A 15,767-nucleotide genomic window follows, 5' to 3' on the forward strand; every position below is an offset into this window, starting at 1 on the left:
GTTTATCTGCCGCTGCCCGCTTGCCATCAACATACTACGTGCAAACATCAATGCACCCCCGCATAAAAGCATTCCCAGCGATTGACGAGATTGCAGGTAAAAATGAGGCTTACCATCCCGCCCGCCGGATACTGAGGAAACGGCAAAAGTGCACCAGTCCCGTCAATTGGTAGTCTAACGTTGGCGGAAAACGTAATTGCGCGTATTGCGCCTGCGCTGATAACGTGCAGTGTGACCTCATCGCCATATTGCCTTCCAATAGGCAATATGAATTGGCATGTCGCGTTAATCGTTACGACATGCACACCGCCTAGCGCTGGATCTACTGTGTATGTCGGCGTTCCAGCCGGTTGATTCACAGTCACCTGCTTGTTCATCGCAGTTGTGTCCGTGAACATGCGGGACCAAGACCCCCACACCGCATCATGCCGGCACCGCATCCAGGTACTCCCCTGCGTCCGTGCATATGCATTTGTTGTGAACACCTGAGTGGCAGTCTGGACCATCCGCGTGCCAACTCCAATAGTCGTGACATCCCACGCTTGGAAATTCTCGTCATAGCCCTCCACAGGCCAATCCGCACCCCGACCCGTCGAAGTGGTCATCAGCGCGTAGCCGACGCCCAGATCCCCCATCAGCTTGTCCTTGCCCCAGAACTCTGGAGCCTTCAGCATCACTTCCTGAGCCTGCGGGTGCTGCGCCCCTGTTGCCCCAGTTGGCCCCGACACATGACCAGAGAACGCGCCGCCAGTCTTGGGCATGAGCGTGGCCGCCACAGGCCCAATACCCGGGTTCCAGGCTGTGCCATCCCACCAGAGCCACACGCCTTTGTACGCGGGGTCGGTGCCGATGTAGGTGTACCAGGCGCCAACCTGCAGCGCATTGCCCTGGTTGTCCGTCGTGGGGTTTGAGGTCTTCGAGCCCAGGTACAGCTTCTGCATTGCCGCATAGCTGGCTGCAGCGCCGCTGGCACTGGCCGCTGCATTGTTGGCCGAGGTGAGCGCATTCCCGGCAGCCGTGGTGGCACTGCCTGCCGAGTTGGCCGCATTGTTGGAGTAGGTCAGCGCGTTGCCTGCATGGCCTTGAGCAACCGTCGCATATTCCTGGGCGGCTATGGAGCACGTCCGGCATGCAACAGCGATCTCGCGCATACGCGCGACAGCGGGCGGCACGCTTACGGCGTAGTCGTAAGCCTCCTGATTGAAATTGGCGCTTCCAAGCGCGGGATACTGCGATATGGGCAGCAGGTCTGGGATGTTGACGATGTCGGTCATACGTTGCCTTTGATTTGCAGGTCCACCTGAGCCGAAGTCCAATCGGTTGAGCGCACGGTGCCGGTGACCTTGCCCACGGTGGCCAGGTGCCCGTAACGCGGCAGATCGCTGACCTCAATGGCCACGGCCTTGCCCAGGATCTGGTCCAGCAGCGTCTTGGCTGCAGGCGCCTGCACCGCGTCGATGACGCAGCTCAGATTGATGTTGGTGGCCAGCCGCCCCTGCACCTCGGTGTAGGTGCCGTCCTTGCGGTCATCGACATAGGAGTAGTCGCGCGTGCTGGCTTCGACGCCGTACTGGGCGCCGCCCATGCGTTCGCGGCCAGGCAGTAGGAGCTGCTTCCAGTTGCCCACGCTGATAAAGCCCACGGCCGCCTCCACCCCGGCGTTGTTTCGCGCCACGGTGATGGTGATTTCCATGCCCGGGTGAATGGGCAGATCCTTGAGGACGAAATATGTGCCGCGTTGCAGGTCGCCAAACAGGTATTCCCATTCGCCGAACGCCTGCTCCCACAGCTGCGCATTGACGGGCGGCACCAAGTCCACTCCATCAGCCCGGACGGTGATAGTCAGCTTGTCGGCCTCCAGGCCGTACAGGGCCAGGCCGTTGACGAAACCAGGCCGCAGCACATAGGTCAGCGAGGTGGTCCGGCGCGCTTTGGTGAACAGGTATTTGTCGAACGGCGCCATGCGGTTGGTGGGCGCGCCTTCGTCACGCTCCCAGAATGTGGCGGCATTGGGCGTGCCAGGCTCGTAGGTGTTGGCAGGCGCACCGGCCACGGCCTTGACGCATTCGTAGGTGTAGCCCTTCCACACGCGGCGCAGGCCCACTGCTGCATCCGATCCGCTGATCCAGGCCACTTCTCCAACGGTCGCATCGACCTCGGGAATGGTGGTGCCGGCCATGAACATTTCTGGCGTGATGGTCTTGGGCACAAGAATGTTCATGCGATTGCCTTTCCACGCATGGCGTTGCCGCCGTTGGTGACGCGGTCGAACTGTTCGGCCATCTCGGGCATTGGCGCTGTGTTGCGCGCAGTGGCCTCTGCAGGAGCACGCAGGCCCGCCACCTCGCCGCGCAGGGCGCTGACCTCGGCCAGCAGGGCGGCAATCAGAGCTGCGGTGTCAATGCCCTCACCGCCCCCGCGCATGGCCTGGCTGAGCTGCTGCTGGTTCCAGTAGCGGGCCGGCCCGGTGGCCTCAACTTCCCAGCCGCGCTCGCCCACCACACGCAAACCGCCCGCGTGCATGCCGCCGCTGGCGAATGCGGGGAGCTTGATGCCGGTGATGCGCTCGACTTCCGCCCAATCCCGGGCATACAGCCCCGACAGCGCTTCCATGTCGGACAGCGTTGCGCCAGCGCTTTGCATGGAGCGCATGAGCCCGGCCAGGTCGCCCGTGCCGTCATAGCTGTGGTACTTGTCAAACAGGCCATCCAGCTTGTTGACCGTACCCGGCTCAACCACGGGCTCATACCAGGTGCCACCAGAACCATCGCTGCGAGGCCGCAGATACTTGGAATCCACGGTGTCCGGCTGCCCGCCACCGCCTGGTCCCCAGACCGCGCCACCATCGTTGGCGCCGGCGCCCGGCTTGGTGCCGGGCGTGTTCGCCCCGGCATCCTTGCCCAAGGTGGCCAGCAGCTTCTCGAAATAGCCCTGCACCGTGCCTGTGAGCATGGTGGTGCCGTTGACCAGCTCGTCGGCGCGCTTGGCCAGGGCATCGAGGCCTTCAATCTGCGACTGCAGGGCCTTGAGGGACCGTTCCTCGATGCTCAGCTGCGATTCACCCAGCTCACCCAGCTCCGCAAACTTGCCCGCCCACACCAGGGCGTCACGGCGGCGCTCGAAGTCGGTGGCGTAGACACCGCCAGTCAGGCCTGAGCGGGTGGCCTGGATGGCCGAGCCCAGATCGGCGTAGTCAGAGACCTTGCGGCCCGCACGCACCCCCTGCAAGGCCTCCTCTATGTAGACCATGCCGCGCGCAGCCATCCACTGAGTGGTGCTGTCCACGGTGCCATAGAGATCCGTCGCAGCGCCCTTCAATTGCCCCACGGCCGCCGTGATGGCCGAGATGGATTCCTCCACGCTGCTCACGCGCTGCTGCAACAGTTCGCGGTCACGGTTCACGGCGCGGCTGAACAGGTCGTAGGCAGCCGATTGCGCTTCCTTGGCTGCTACCTGTGCGGCGCGTTCGTCCTCGATGGCCCAGATGCGCTCCTGCAGGGCGCGGTTGCTGGGGTCCAGCGCGGCCAGTTCCAGGCGGCGCAGTTCCGCCGTGTTGCCCTGCATCTCCAGCAGCTTGCGCTCCAGGTCGGTGCGCTGGTCCACGCGGGCGATCTCTTCGCGCAGCGCCTGGTTGTAGTCCCAGGCGGCGCGCTCGGCTTCGCTCATGCCCTCGGTGGCCAGCTTGCGCAGAGCCTCGCGGTACTTGTCGGTCTGGCCCGTGGCGCGCAGGTATTCGGCTTCCAGCTGCCGGCGGTCATTCTTGAGCGTGTCCAGCACCTGGCCTGCAGCATCGGCCACGGCCCCGAATTCCTGGGCCAGCGGGATGAGCTTGGCCAGCAGCTCCACGTCGCCGGCCGCCATGGCGTCCTCGATGAGCTTGCGGAACTTGGCCTTGGCGTCCTGGCCCATGCGGGGATCGATGTCGATCTTGAGGTCGGCCAGCGCCCTGTCCACCGCCTTGGCCGCGTTCTCGATGCGCTCCCGCTCGCTGTAGAAGCTCGTGTAGAAAGCATCCATGCCTGTGATCAGGTCCTGGATGCCGCCGGCGCTCTTTATGAGCTTGGCAATGGCTTCGTCGCCCAGCTTGCCGAAGTTGGTGATGTTGCGGGTCCAGCCCTCGATGGCGGCGCCGGTCAGCTCCACGGTCTGCAGGGCCGCGTTGAAGCTCTCCAGCGTGATCTCCTCGCCCATGTCATCGAAGACATTGCGCATCCAGCTGGGGATGTCGGCCTTCTTGATCTGGTCGATGAGCGAGCCACCCATATCGGCCACGAATTGCGCGAAGGCCTTTTCAGGGTCGTTGCCCAGGTCACGGTTTTTGTACGAACTCAGGACCTCGCCCGTAGCCTTGTCGAGGATCTGGAAATAACCGTGCGCATCCTCGTCACCATGCTTGGGATTGACGGCGAACCCAGCGGCGATATCAATGTCCTTGGCCGTGCCGCCCGCGAACTTGGCCAGGGACTTGTAGACATCAATCAGGGCATCGACGGTGGTGCCGACCTGCTTGCCCAGCTCCTTGTTGCCGCGCTTGGTGAAGTCACCCAGGGCATTGCCCCAGGCATCCTTGCCCAGAGCCTGCTGCGCCGCCTGGTCCCAGTCATCGGTACGCGTCGAATAGACACCGCCGCTGTGGTTGGGTCCACGCGAACCGAACAAGCCCCCCTTGAGCAGCGAGAAAATGGCGATGGCACCCGCAATCCAGGGCATGGCAGCCCCCAGCCCGCTCATCAGCGAGCCGAAGCTGCTGCCGACGCCGGCCCAGCTGCCATTGCCCGCGATCAGGGCGCCAAGGGCATCGCCGCCGGCCAGGCCCACGGCATTGGCACCGGCAAGGCTGGCAGCCGACGCACCAGGCATGAAACCCCACATTGCCTGGGCACCTGCACCCAGCGTGCCGAGGTTGTTGAGCATGCCCATGCCTGCACCGCCACTCTGGCCGGCGGCGGCGGGGGCGCCGAACAAACCTCCCAGGGCACCGCCAGCGATCTGGACCGTGGCCTGGATCAGTGGCTTGAACACCAGCGTGCGCGCCAGATTCTTGAGGTATTGACCGAACGAGAGACCGCCCTGCATCAGCTGGTCGGCCAGGCTCTGCCCGATCTGGTCCACTCCCTTCTGCCACTCCGAGGTGCTGGCCTTGGCAGCTTCTGCCGAGGCTTCGCGTGAAGCCTTCACAGAGGTCAGGCCAAGGCGCTCGCGCAGCAGCTCGATTTCCTGCTGGAGCAGCGCATGCTCCATGGTCATGGTGCCGGTGAGCGCAGCGGAGCGCTCCATCTCGGCCAGCTGCTGCTCCTTGCTCAGGATGATGGCCATCTGCCGCTGCTCGATGACCACGCGCTGCTGCTCGGCGCTCAGGCCGATCAGCTCGATCTCGTCGCGCAGCGCCTGGTTGCTGGCCGTCAGTTCCTCGACCGTCTTGCCCTGGGTGGACATCCACTCCTGGCGGTACTTGCGTTCCTCCTCGGCCAGCTTCAGGGCCTTCTGCCTGGCCTCGTTTTCCTTTTCCAGCGTCTTGAGGGTCTTGAGCTTGGCTTCGATGTTGGCGCGCTCGCCGGCATTGAGCCCCTTGAGCGAGCCCAGCAGGTCCTGCGAATACTTGATGCGCAGCTTGTCGGCCTCGCCCAGCTTCTCCCCGCCGGAGATCTCCAGTCGCTGGGCGGCAATCTTTTCCTCGATGGAATCGACCAGGCCGCCATAGGCCGTGTGCAGCTGCTTGGCGGAGCTGGCACGGGCCTTGGCCGATTCGTCTTCCTTGTAGTTTTCCTTGGCCAGCTTGCTGACCAGCTCGACATAGGCAGCCTCTGTGATGCGGCCGGCCTGGCGCAGCTCGTTGAGTTTTTGCAGCTGCGGCAGATAGTCTTTGTTGACGCCGTACAGACCGCGGCGAATCTCCGCCAACTCCTCTTCCGCCTTGGCCTCTTCCTGAACGAGCCGGGCCGCCTCATCTACAAACGACTGCCCGCGCCCCTTGAAACGCATTTGATTGCGCGGGTCTTGGTCGTCAATCGCCCTGAGCTTGCCTTGCAGCTCTTCAATGGCCTTCCGCCGCTCTGCAATGCCCAAGTCAATGTTCTTGAGAAATGCAGCATCACGACCATTCGACGCAGCGAACGCCTTGTCGCCCTCCAACCGATCAATCTCGGCCTTCAGGCCCGTAATTGAGCGGTGAATACCATCTACGGAATTACTGATGGCGCTTACGGTAGCCACGCCAACCCCAGCGACAGCGCCAATACCCAGCAGCGCGAGCGTCACAGGGTTGGCCATCGCCACGGTTGCCAGGGCGACGAACGCACCGCTCAGCACCCCAATAGCGCCAACCACGCCCATGATGCCCGCCACCGTGGCCGCGCCACCCAACGCACCAAGCATGCCAACCACCAGACCCTGATGATTGGCTATGGCACCACCCAAACCATCGATGGCATCAGTGACCAGGCGCACGCCGCCAGCCGCCTTTTCGGAGAACCCCGTGCTTTCGTTGATGGTGCGGAACAGTTCGTCCCAGGAGTCACCCAGGGCAGCAATGGCGCCGTCCAGGGTCTTGGCACGCTGCTCCATGGCGCCACCGAAGGCGGTGTTGCCGATGTGCTCCAGATAAGCGGTGATGTCCTTGGCCGAGTTCTTCACCCGGGTCGTGACGCCCTGGAAGGTGAACGCCACCATGTCGCCCTGCTTGGACGCCTTGATGCCGAATTCCTTCAGGCGCTCGAATTCACCCGTGGCCGCATCCGCCACGGCCTCGATCATCTGCATGAGGCTCTTGCCCATGCCGGCCGCCGTATTGCCGAAGCTGGTCAGCTTGGCCTGGGTGGGATCAAGGCCCAAGGCCTTCATCTTCACGAAAGCCTCGGTGGCCTGGGCCAGGCCGTAGGGCGTGTCCTTGGCAAAGGTCTTGATCCAGGCCATCTCCCGGCCAGCGGCCTGGGCACTGCCCGTGACCGTGACCAGCGAGCTGTTGAGCACGTCGAATTCGCGCTGCACCGACACCAGCTTGCCGACGAACGCCGTAACGGACACGCCGGCAAACACGCCTCCGAGCAACGTGCCCAGGCGCCCCAGCGAGCCGGCCATGCCATCGACCATGCCCGTGACGGTCCGCTTGGACTTCTCGACCTCGGCCTGCAGCTGCGAGCTGTCGCCCGTGATCAGGAACCGCAGGTAGTTGATGTTGCTGGAGCCGATCATGCAGCCCCCTGCAGGTCACTTCGGCGCGCGCCGGAACGAGCGCAGCATGTCGCCCAGGCCGCTGGACACACGCTGGCGTCGCTCCTCGGCCTGCTCAGGTGACTCATCGACACTGCCTGGCCGAGTGGCGCCAGGGTCCTTGGCAGCGTCCTTGGCGACCAGCCACGCGATGGACAGGTCGCAAAGCGTTTTGCCCTCCCAGGGCGTGAGCCGCACGCCGTGAATGGACTGCCATGCCACCAGCTGCTCGTAGCCGATGGGCGTTTCGCCCATGGGCGACTGCAGCGATGGCCCCAGGTCGAAGAACACTTCAAGGAGATAGCCGGCCGGGCCAGGGTCGGGCATGTCAGGCTCGCGGCCTTCTGCCTTGAATTCCTCGATGCGTGTGATCCTGGGTTCATCATCTTGCTGCTGGGTCTTTTTTCCGTTCTTGGGCTTGAGCGGGGCGTTGAGCCACGCCCATGTGCGCACGTAGAGGCTCAGTCCTTCGGCGCACTCTTGGAAAAATTTGCCCAGTCCGCCGCGAAGGCGTTTACCTGATCAGCTACCCAGCCGGCAGCAGGGTCCGCATACAGGGCCTGCATCCCTTCGCGCACGGGGCGGCCTTCCAGGTCCAGGCCTTCAACCGAGTGCGTGATGTCCGCCAGCAGCGCCGCCGTGTCGGCAGTGCGCTCCTCGGGCGTGCGCTCTTCCAGCGCGCGGCGGTTCTTCTTGACCAGCGCCATGACGCGGCGCTGGGCGCCCAGCTGGGCCTTGCGGTAGGGCTCCGAACCGGGGCCGTACACATGGATCAGCACGGGCTGCTCCACAGCCCCAGCGCCTTTGGTGGGGTCCTTGAAGTACAGGGGTTCGCCGGCGGCATCCTTCAGGTGCAGGGCAGCGGTGTCGGCAACGCGAAGTTGGGAAAGTTTGAGCATGGTGGTGGCGATGAGAGAAAGACAGAGGGGCATGCCACCCGGCCGCAGCCGGGCAATGCGGCGGCGAATTACTCGGGGATGAAGCTGGCCTGCACCGCCACGTTGGCGAGCACGTTGGCATCTGAGCGCGGGTTGTCCGTGCTGTTGTCGCTCCACTTCTCGAAGTCGAAGCCGGCGGCAGCCTGCGCGAACACGGGCTTGCCCGTAGCGCCCTGCAACACGGTCTGGCTTGCGACGCCCACGATGGAGCCATTGGCGTCGGCCGTGTAGGCCAGGGTGAACGAGATAGCGGGGACTTCGATGATGCCGTTGTCGATTTCCAGCTGTGCCGTGTGCGCCGTGATGGAATCGACGCTGCCCACGTTGAGCTTGAAGCTCATGCACTGCGCCGTGAAGTAGTGGCTGGAACCGTCCTGCAGCCGGATGCAGTAGCTGTAGCTGTCGTCAGACACAGATGCAGCCTTGAGCAGCACCTGGCCTTCGTCGTTCATGTCGCGGGCCATGGGCACGGACAGGCTGCCATCGTTGAAGCTGCCTTTGCGCTTGACGATGCGGCGGGTTGCCAGGGGCGAATGCGTGGCCTGGTTGTATTCCCGGCCCAGTTCGGCCAGGTCGGTGATCTCAGCGATCTCTTTGAAGGCCAGGGCCTGGAAGCCGGCCGCATCGTAGGTTGCAGGGCGGGCGGCGCAGATCAGCAGCTTGCTGCCGGCCGAGGTACGAACGTTTTGGACTGCCATGGTCTTTTCCTTTCAGGGATGGGATGCCGGGCCGCGCGGGGCGCCCTCGGCAGTGAGGTATCGGCACAGCCACATGCCGCGCACGATGTAGATGGGCTGGGCAGCGGCGTCGTCCCACTGCCCACGAATGCCGCGCAGGCGCGGTGGGGCGATCAGCAGGCCGCCCAGCACGCCGCCAGCAGCAGGCCCCATGCGCTCCTCGATCTGCGCATGCAGCTCCATGGCCTGCTCGCGGGCCTGGTCGCCTGTGGCAATGCTGGTGACATCGACCAGGAATTCCCGGTGCAGCGTGGCCAGGCCATCGCGCCCGCCCGAGAGGGGTTCGATGCCTTCGTCTGCCGCGCTGATATCAATGGCTGGCAGGGCACTTACCGGGTATGCGTTGCGACCTTCGACGCGGACGCTGTCTCCAGCCAGGGTGGCCGCGAGCACAAGATCCACCCGCCAGGCGGCCAGGATCTGCTGTTGCATGTGCTGCGCCATGTCAGACCTCCTCCAGCTGCAGCAGCAGCCAGCCGGACTCGTCGGGCTGGGGCGGCTCGGCGATCCGGTAGTTGACCTGGTCGATCTCGATGGGCTCGCCCTGGGCGATGCCAGGCACCATGTCAGCGGGCAGCCGGCAGGCCAGGACGTAGGCACCCACCATCCCCAGGGCGTCGCGCGGGCCACGCCGCAGGATGACGCCGAAGGGCTCGCCGCCCTGCCAGACGGCCACCGCATTGGCGTGGTGCCGCTGCTGGGCCGAGCGCACGCGCCCTGCCCGCTCGGCGCCTGGGATGAGGAGGAAAGTCATGCCCGGACCTGCTCCGCTCAGCCCGCGACCGTGCCGATGACACCTGGCAGGCAGACGGCGCCCTGCGTGGCCGCGCTGTCGGCCGCCTCGAAGGCGAACGCCGCCCCCGTCACGTCGCCGGCCGTGGCCGCGCCGCCAACGGCGAACGCGCCGGTTTCGACATCCCAGCGCAGAGGCTGGCCCTGCGTCCACGCGGTGCCTGCCGCCTTGGGCAGGACAAAGACGCCCACGCGCTCGGCGTTGTAGGGCTCGCCGACCTGGGCCGGGCCATTGGCCACGGCGAGGATGGCGCCGATGGCCACGGGCTGGCCTGCAGCCACTGCGGCAGCAGCTGCCGGGACCTCGATGACGTGGCCGCGCTGTTGGTAGTTTTTCATGGTTTGAACTCCTGAAAGCGTGTGAGTGGATGGCGGCGCGCTCAGGCGCCGTTGCTCTTGGCCAGGCCACGCCAGCCCAGGCTCTTGGCAGCAAAGTCCAAGCTGGCGCGCAGCTTCACGCCGTCCACGTCCTCGCTGGAGAAGGTCTCGGTGCGCAGGCCTTCGTAGCCGTCCACGTAGGCGAACTCGACGGTGTCGGTCTGGCCGGCGCGGGCAGCCAGGTAGAACGCGGTGGTAGACACGTCATCCAGCAGCGGCTCCACGATGGGCTCCAGCGCCGTGCGGCCGCCCGTGCGGAACTCGTTGATGTCGCCGGACTTGGTGGGCTGGTAGTTCGGGCTGGTGAACTGGTAAGCCAGGGTCTCCAGGTCGGAGGGGACCAGCAGATAGGCTGGCGCGATGTTCAGCGTCTCGTCGTCCTGGCCCTTTTGCTTGCGCATCAGCGTGCGCAGGCTGGACAGTGCTTCCAGCGAGAACTTGGACCCTGCGCCGGTCAGCAGGTTGTGGTGCTCGGCACCGAACAATGGCTCGCCATCGGACATGGCCGGGTTCTTCAGGATCTGGTCATAGACCAAGCGGTTTTCCAGGCGGCGGGCCGCATCGGCAAAGCGGGTGCCGGTGCGCGTCAGCGCATCCAGATCGTCATTGACGATCATCTGGCGAGTGATGGCCAGCGAGCGACCGAAGGTGAAGGCGCGGTAGCCCGTGGCATCCTCGGAAAGGCTGCCGTAGGTGTACTCGCCGTGCTCGTTGAGCTTCTTGAGTTCGACATCACCGCTCACGCCGATGACCTGGCGGATGCGGAAGTCCGGCAGGTTGGGTGCGCGGCGCGCCCACAGCTGGTAGGTGCTGGGCGCCTCGTCATAGGCCGCACGCAGCACGCGCTGGCCCACGCCACCGAGCAGCGCGGGGAAGTCGCCCGTGCCCAACATGCCGGAGCGCACGCGCAGCGCCACGTTGACGATCTCGGCGCGACTCATGCCGCGTGTCTTCTGCCCCAGGCCTTCGGCCACCTCGCGCGCCATCTCCACCATGGTCATGGCGCGGTACTGACGGCCGTTGTCATCCAGCTGGGCGCCGGGGTTCAGGCGGTGCATGAGCGCGTTTTCAATGCCGCGCATGCGGTTCTCGTGCTCATCGCCCACGGTGCGAATGGAGGTCGTGGGGCCGGTGGCCTGCTCCTGGCTGCGCTGGTCCAGCGCGGTCAGCACGGCGGCGCGGGCCTGGTCCATGGTGGACTGGTTGCGCAGCAGTTCGGTCTGCAGATCGGCCAGGTTGTGGCGCTGGCACAGCGCAACGATGTCGGCGGCGCGCTGGCCGTCGAACGCACCGGCAGGCGCGGGCTGCGGCGCACCCTCGGTCTGGCGGTTCTGCGGGACCTGAGAGACGTTGGTGGGCGCGGCGCCCTGGGGGGTGTTGGCGGTCTGGCCGCCTTCACCGGCTTGGTTTGCTTGGGGCATACGTTGGTGCTCCTGGGTGGTGGGTTGGGCGGCTGCCCGTTGAAAGAACTCGCACGGCATGCCGCCCTGGGGCGCTGCACCGGACGGGGCCTGGGAAGTGGGTGCGCTGCGCGTGCCGGCGTTGGGGTCGGCAGGCACGGTGACGAAAGAGATTTCCTGCGGGGTCCAGGCGACTGCGCGGTAGAGATCGACGTTGATGCCGTCCGTGCGGTCCTGTGCGCGGGTGATTTCGTAGCGCTGGACGCTGTAGCCAAAGCTGATGGCGCGGATGATCCCGGCGCGGATGTCAGCCACGATGCCGGCCAGCTCGGGACGCTGGCTCAGCCGGATCACGGCCCGGCCTTCACCACCTTCGATCCAGCCGCGCTCGGCAATTCCGAGGATGGCAGCCACGCCGCCATAGGCGCGGTGACCGTCCAGCACCTGGACAGTGCCGGCGTCAAAACGGGCCATGTCCACGGCCTCGGGAGTGATCTGCAGGTCCTCGTCGTAGGGACGGTCGTTCCACCAGTCGTAGCGGCGCACCATGGCGCCCGTGGTCCAGACCACCTCGACCGTGCTGTCGGCCTCGTTGTAGGTGTCGGGGACCAGGCTTGCGGCGCGCGTCTGCACCGGCAAATCGTGGACCTGGGGCGCGGAAGATTGGGCGTTGGCTTGTGGCATGGCGCTCAGTTTTCCGGTTTGACTGTCTCAAATCCAAGAAAACTGAGACGATTTCACTTCTGCCCCTGTCCCTCCATCTGGGCCACCAGATCGATGGGGTTCTGCGCGCCCCACAGCGCGGCCAGCAGCGGCAGGATGCCGCGATCACGCAGCTGCACCAGGTCGCCCTCCAGCTCGCTGAAAACGGCCTCTGGGTCATAGCCCCGGCGCCGGATGACTTCGCTGATGCTCTGCATACCGCCCTTGACGGCGCTCAGGTCGCTGGCCACGTCCTGCACGGGGTTAGGGCTGGCCCAGCGGGGCGTGCTCCAGTCCGGCGCAGCCGCATCGGCCGGCACCGTGGCCACCAGATCCACGGCCGCCACGAACCACCGCGCAATGGGCGCGCACAGGCGCGGCACGGTGACGCGCCACTGCTCGGATTCGACCTCGGCCCGGAACTGGTTCATGCTCATGCGGGAGGTGCTGAAATTCACCTCTGTCAGGTCGCCCGTCATCAGCTCGTAGGGGCAGCGATAGCCTGCGGCCACCTCCTTCCAGCCCCCTTTCATGTAGTCGCCAAAGCCCGGCACGGCCTTCGGCTCGATGAAGGTGGGATTGCTCATGCCTGGCGGCAGGCCCACGATGCCGCCGCCAGCAAGATCGCCCAGGTCCATCAGGCCGGGCTTTTGCCCTGCGGCCTCGTCTGGCAGCGGCGGCGGCATGCCTCCGGCCCCTTCCATCTCGGCCACCACCCCCATGCGCGATTCCAGCTGCTTGCGCTGCAGCTCGGAGTCACCGTAGGTATGCAGGTCGCGCACCTTGGCGATGATGGGCGCCAGGCGCGTGATGCCGTCCTGCTGGCCAGCGCGCTCGGGGTCGAAGAAGTGGATGATTTCATCGGCCGGCACACGCTGGCTGGTGCCGCTGCGGCCCAGGGTCCACATGCCAGCATCACCGGGGTGGCGGTCGAACAAGTAGTAGGCCAGGCGCTGGCCGCGCTTGTCGTACTCGATGCCCCGGATGATCTCGCGCCCACCGGCCAGCACGCCGTTGCGCTCCACGTCCAGAAAGTCGATCTCCAACAGCTGCAGCTTGAGCGGCACCGTGGAGCCCATGCGCTGGATGTGCTTGCGGATGAGCACGGCGCCATCCACGTCGCGCGTGCGCTCGGCCTTGTACTGCAGGCCGTAGAAGTCCAGCAGGCCGTCATAGTCGGCATGGGGAACCCATTCGCGCCAGCGTTTGGCCAGGCCATCGTCGGCCCACACCGGCACGATGCCCTGGCCCACGCGCATGGCGAGCACGGCATTGACGGCGCGCACGATGTTCGGCACGTTCTGCGCGAGTGAGCGCGCACGCATGCGCAGCTCGCGCGCATCGGCGGCGTGGTCTGCCGTGGGGCTGGCCCCCGAGCGCTTGACGCGCCAGCCATCGGCGCGGCTGGCGCCCTCGTAGGCGCGCACCAGCATTTCCCGGGCGACCTGGCGGCGCACGCCTTGCGCGGGCGAGAAATAGCCAACAACACGGTCAACCAGCGTGGGGGAGGCCCTGCGGGCTACGGTACGGCGCTGCATGATCAACGGTCCCGCAGGCCGGCGAAGCGAAACCGCGCCACCAGGGCGCGTGACTGGCCGGTTCCGGCCACGGCCGCGATCTGCGTGTGCAGATCCCGGCGCGCGCCCATCATCTCGTCCTGGCTGCGATAGGTGACCGAGGCGCCATCCTCGGTCGTGATGGTGCGTTCACCACTGTGGATGGCGGCATTGAGGCGCGCGAGGCGCATCTGGAGGTCTTGGAGCGTGCTCATATGCCGCACGCTACCGGGGCAACTGTCTCATTTCCAAGAAACCTGAGACGGTTTCATCCGGGCTGTTTCAGGTGCCGGTACACCGTGGCACGGCTGATGCCCAGCGTTCGCGCCACGGCCGTGGCATTGCGGCCATTCCACAGGCGCAGCACCTGCCGCCGCTCCTCGGCCTTGTCCACAGGGGATCGGGCGGAGATGTAGGCGGCCTGGCTGGCAAACTCCCTGCGCAGCTGCTGCTGGACACGCTCCACCGTGGCAGGGCTGCCGCGCAGCTCGGGCAGCAGATCGACCAGGTAGTCGAACATGCGATCCACCAGATCGGGCGCGAAATCGGCCTCTGGCGTGGCGGAAGTCTTGGCCGCATCGGGGGCCATGTGGGGTGCTGGGGCGTTGGTCTTTGGGGTCATGGGGCTACCAGGAGCGGGAGAAACCGCCGTTGCGGCGAACGGGTGCCGCACGGCGCGGCGCGGGGGCCGACGCACGGGGCGCGGTGGTGATGGAAACGGGTGGCGCGTCCGACGTGGGCGCAGCCGTGGGAGCCGGCGGCGCCACGCTGGCGGGCGCTTCGGGTGGGCTGAAAAGGTCGCGGGCTGGCTGCACCATCTGCTCGACCTGCGCCCAGCGCGCATCGGTGTACTTGTGCAGGCCCTGGGCCATGGCCGCGTGGATGGCGTAGTTTCGGCAGTCCAGGTCCTCATTGCGCTGGCGGCGCTTGACCCAGCGGTAGGCCTCGCGGCCCTGGACCTTGGCCAGGATGCGCTGCTCTGCGGTCAGCTGCTCGAAGAACTCGCGCGGCAGATCCTCGCTGAAGTGCACGCACCCCGGGCCGGCGTCCGTGATCGCCAGCTGGCCCAGCAGCAGGTCCTTGGCGTTGTCCACGCCCACCAGCCAGAGCTTGATGCCCTGCTTGATCTTCTGGCCGCGCCAGTCCATGTCCTGCATGCTGGCCGGTCCCACGATGGGCCGGTTGTCGTTGTTGTCGCCCTTGATGGCGCGCAGGTTGGGCAGCATGTGCTGGTGCGTGCGGACATAGTTGTAGACCGCCTGTGTCTGGTCGGACGAGTCGATGCTGATGGCGCTCAGGCCCAGGCTGCCGCCGTGCCAGGCCTGGCGGTAACGGCGCTGCAGGTAGGCCGTCACGGGCGCCCAGTCGGCTTCGCTGGATGGGTTGCCCTCGATGATGTGGCGGTCCACGATCCAGCTCTCCATGCCGCGCGCCCAGGCCCAGACGTTGATCTGCCACCAGGTGCGCTGCACGTCCACGCCAGCCGTCAGCACCAGGCCGCCCACTGGCACCGTGCCGATGGCATAGGGTTCGGCGCGGGCCTGCAGCACATGGTCGTCGGTGCCCTCCCCCTTCAGTTCCCAGGCCTGGCCCAGGGTCTCGTTGGTGAACGAGGTCATGGGGCCTGCATCGCCCTCCTGCAGGGCGCGGTGGGCCTTCTCGAACTCGTCAACGATGGACGCCCAGGTACGCTGCGGGCTGTAGGCGGCCCAGATGTGCACGCCCAGCGTGCGCGGCGGCCTGCAAGGCGTGCCATCGGCAGCGCGCCAGATCCGATCTGCACCGAAGCGGCGGCCAGACCTCCGGCACACCCAGGCGCCCGTCAGCGGCCAGCCGCCCGGCAGGTACTCGGCCTGGCTGATGGACTCTCGGCAGTGGGGGCACATGTGGCGCACAGTCTCGGGCTTGCCGGCCTCCCACTTGAAGCCATGCATGGCCTCCTTGCCGCCCCAGGTCAGCGGGTGCTCGGCCTCGCAGCGCGGGCACTCGATCAGGTAATCGACCTCGTCCTCGGAATCCTCGCAGGCGCGGCTGACGTGGCACAGGCCCTTGATG

14 protein-coding genes are annotated in these 15,767 nt (G+C 66.0%); all 14 read right to left on the reverse strand.

Features of this window, described 5'->3' with window-relative positions:
* Window positions 1–47 precede the first annotated feature (47 nt).
* Window positions 48–1,274 carry a hypothetical protein gene (locus tag DA1_RS28760; RefSeq protein ID WP_051940627.1) on the reverse strand — a complete coding sequence of 409 codons (1,227 nt, stop codon included), beginning with the start codon at window positions 1,272–1,274 and terminating at the stop codon, window positions 48–50.
* Window positions 1,271–2,221, reverse strand: coding sequence for a hypothetical protein (locus DA1_RS28765; protein ID WP_034392014.1), 951 nt, complete (start codon window positions 2,219–2,221; stop codon window positions 1,271–1,273). Before DA1_RS28765 ends, DA1_RS28760 begins: the two co-directional genes overlap by 4 nt.
* Window positions 2,218–7,191: a tape measure protein gene (locus DA1_RS28770; protein ID WP_034392012.1), complete on the reverse strand. Its 4,974-nt coding sequence runs from the start codon at window positions 7,189–7,191 to the stop codon at window positions 2,218–2,220. Before DA1_RS28770 ends, DA1_RS28765 begins: the two co-directional genes overlap by 4 nt.
* Before the next feature lie 15 nt (window positions 7,192–7,206).
* A complete protein-coding gene (locus tag DA1_RS28775; RefSeq protein WP_034392011.1) occupies window positions 7,207–7,662 on the reverse strand; it encodes a phage tail assembly chaperone in 456 nt (151 codons plus the stop codon).
* Between the two features lie 8 nt (window positions 7,663–7,670).
* Complete coding sequence (locus DA1_RS28780; RefSeq protein ID WP_230355141.1) at window positions 7,671–8,108, reverse strand: hypothetical protein; 438 nt, start codon at window positions 8,106–8,108, stop codon at window positions 7,671–7,673.
* Window positions 8,109–8,176: 68 nt separating this feature from the next.
* Window positions 8,177–8,845: an InlB B-repeat-containing protein gene (locus DA1_RS28785; RefSeq protein ID WP_034392007.1), complete on the reverse strand. Its 669-nt coding sequence runs from the start codon at window positions 8,843–8,845 to the stop codon at window positions 8,177–8,179.
* A gap of 12 nt (window positions 8,846–8,857) precedes the next feature.
* The gene (locus DA1_RS28790) at window positions 8,858–9,316 is read right to left on the reverse strand and encodes a hypothetical protein (protein ID WP_255288219.1); all 459 of its coding nucleotides are present in this window, start codon (window positions 9,314–9,316) and stop codon (window positions 8,858–8,860) included.
* Window positions 9,317–9,329: 13 nt separating this feature from the next.
* Window positions 9,330–9,638 carry a head-tail joining protein gene (locus tag DA1_RS28795; protein WP_034392003.1) on the reverse strand — a complete coding sequence of 103 codons (309 nt, stop codon included), beginning with the start codon at window positions 9,636–9,638 and terminating at the stop codon, window positions 9,330–9,332.
* A 17-nt stretch (window positions 9,639–9,655) separates the two neighbouring features.
* Window positions 9,656–10,015 carry a DUF2190 family protein gene (locus DA1_RS28800; RefSeq protein WP_034392002.1) on the reverse strand — a complete coding sequence of 120 codons (360 nt, stop codon included), beginning with the start codon at window positions 10,013–10,015 and terminating at the stop codon, window positions 9,656–9,658.
* A 41-nt stretch (window positions 10,016–10,056) separates the two neighbouring features.
* Entirely contained in the window at window positions 10,057–12,138 is a 2,082-nt protein-coding gene (locus DA1_RS28805) for a prohead protease/major capsid protein fusion protein (protein WP_034392000.1), read from the reverse strand.
* A gap of 53 nt (window positions 12,139–12,191) precedes the next feature.
* Window positions 12,192–13,694, reverse strand: coding sequence for a phage portal protein (locus DA1_RS28810; protein WP_034391997.1), 1,503 nt, complete (start codon window positions 13,692–13,694; stop codon window positions 12,192–12,194).
* A gap of 2 nt (window positions 13,695–13,696) precedes the next feature.
* Complete coding sequence (locus tag DA1_RS28815; protein ID WP_034391995.1) at window positions 13,697–13,927, reverse strand: phage head-tail joining protein; 231 nt, start codon at window positions 13,925–13,927, stop codon at window positions 13,697–13,699.
* Between the two features lie 53 nt (window positions 13,928–13,980).
* Window positions 13,981–14,334, reverse strand: a complete 354-nt coding sequence (locus DA1_RS28820) for a helix-turn-helix domain-containing protein (protein WP_034391993.1) — start codon at window positions 14,332–14,334, stop codon at window positions 13,981–13,983.
* Window positions 14,335–14,338: 4 nt separating this feature from the next.
* Window positions 14,339–15,767, reverse strand: a 1,429-nt coding sequence (locus DA1_RS28825; protein ID WP_062794196.1) for a terminase gpA endonuclease subunit, incomplete at its 5' end; no start/stop codon positions are given.

The organism is Delftia acidovorans NBRC 14950 (genome assembly GCF_001598795.1).
GTDB lineage: Bacteria > Pseudomonadota > Gammaproteobacteria > Burkholderiales > Burkholderiaceae_C > Comamonas > Comamonas acidovorans.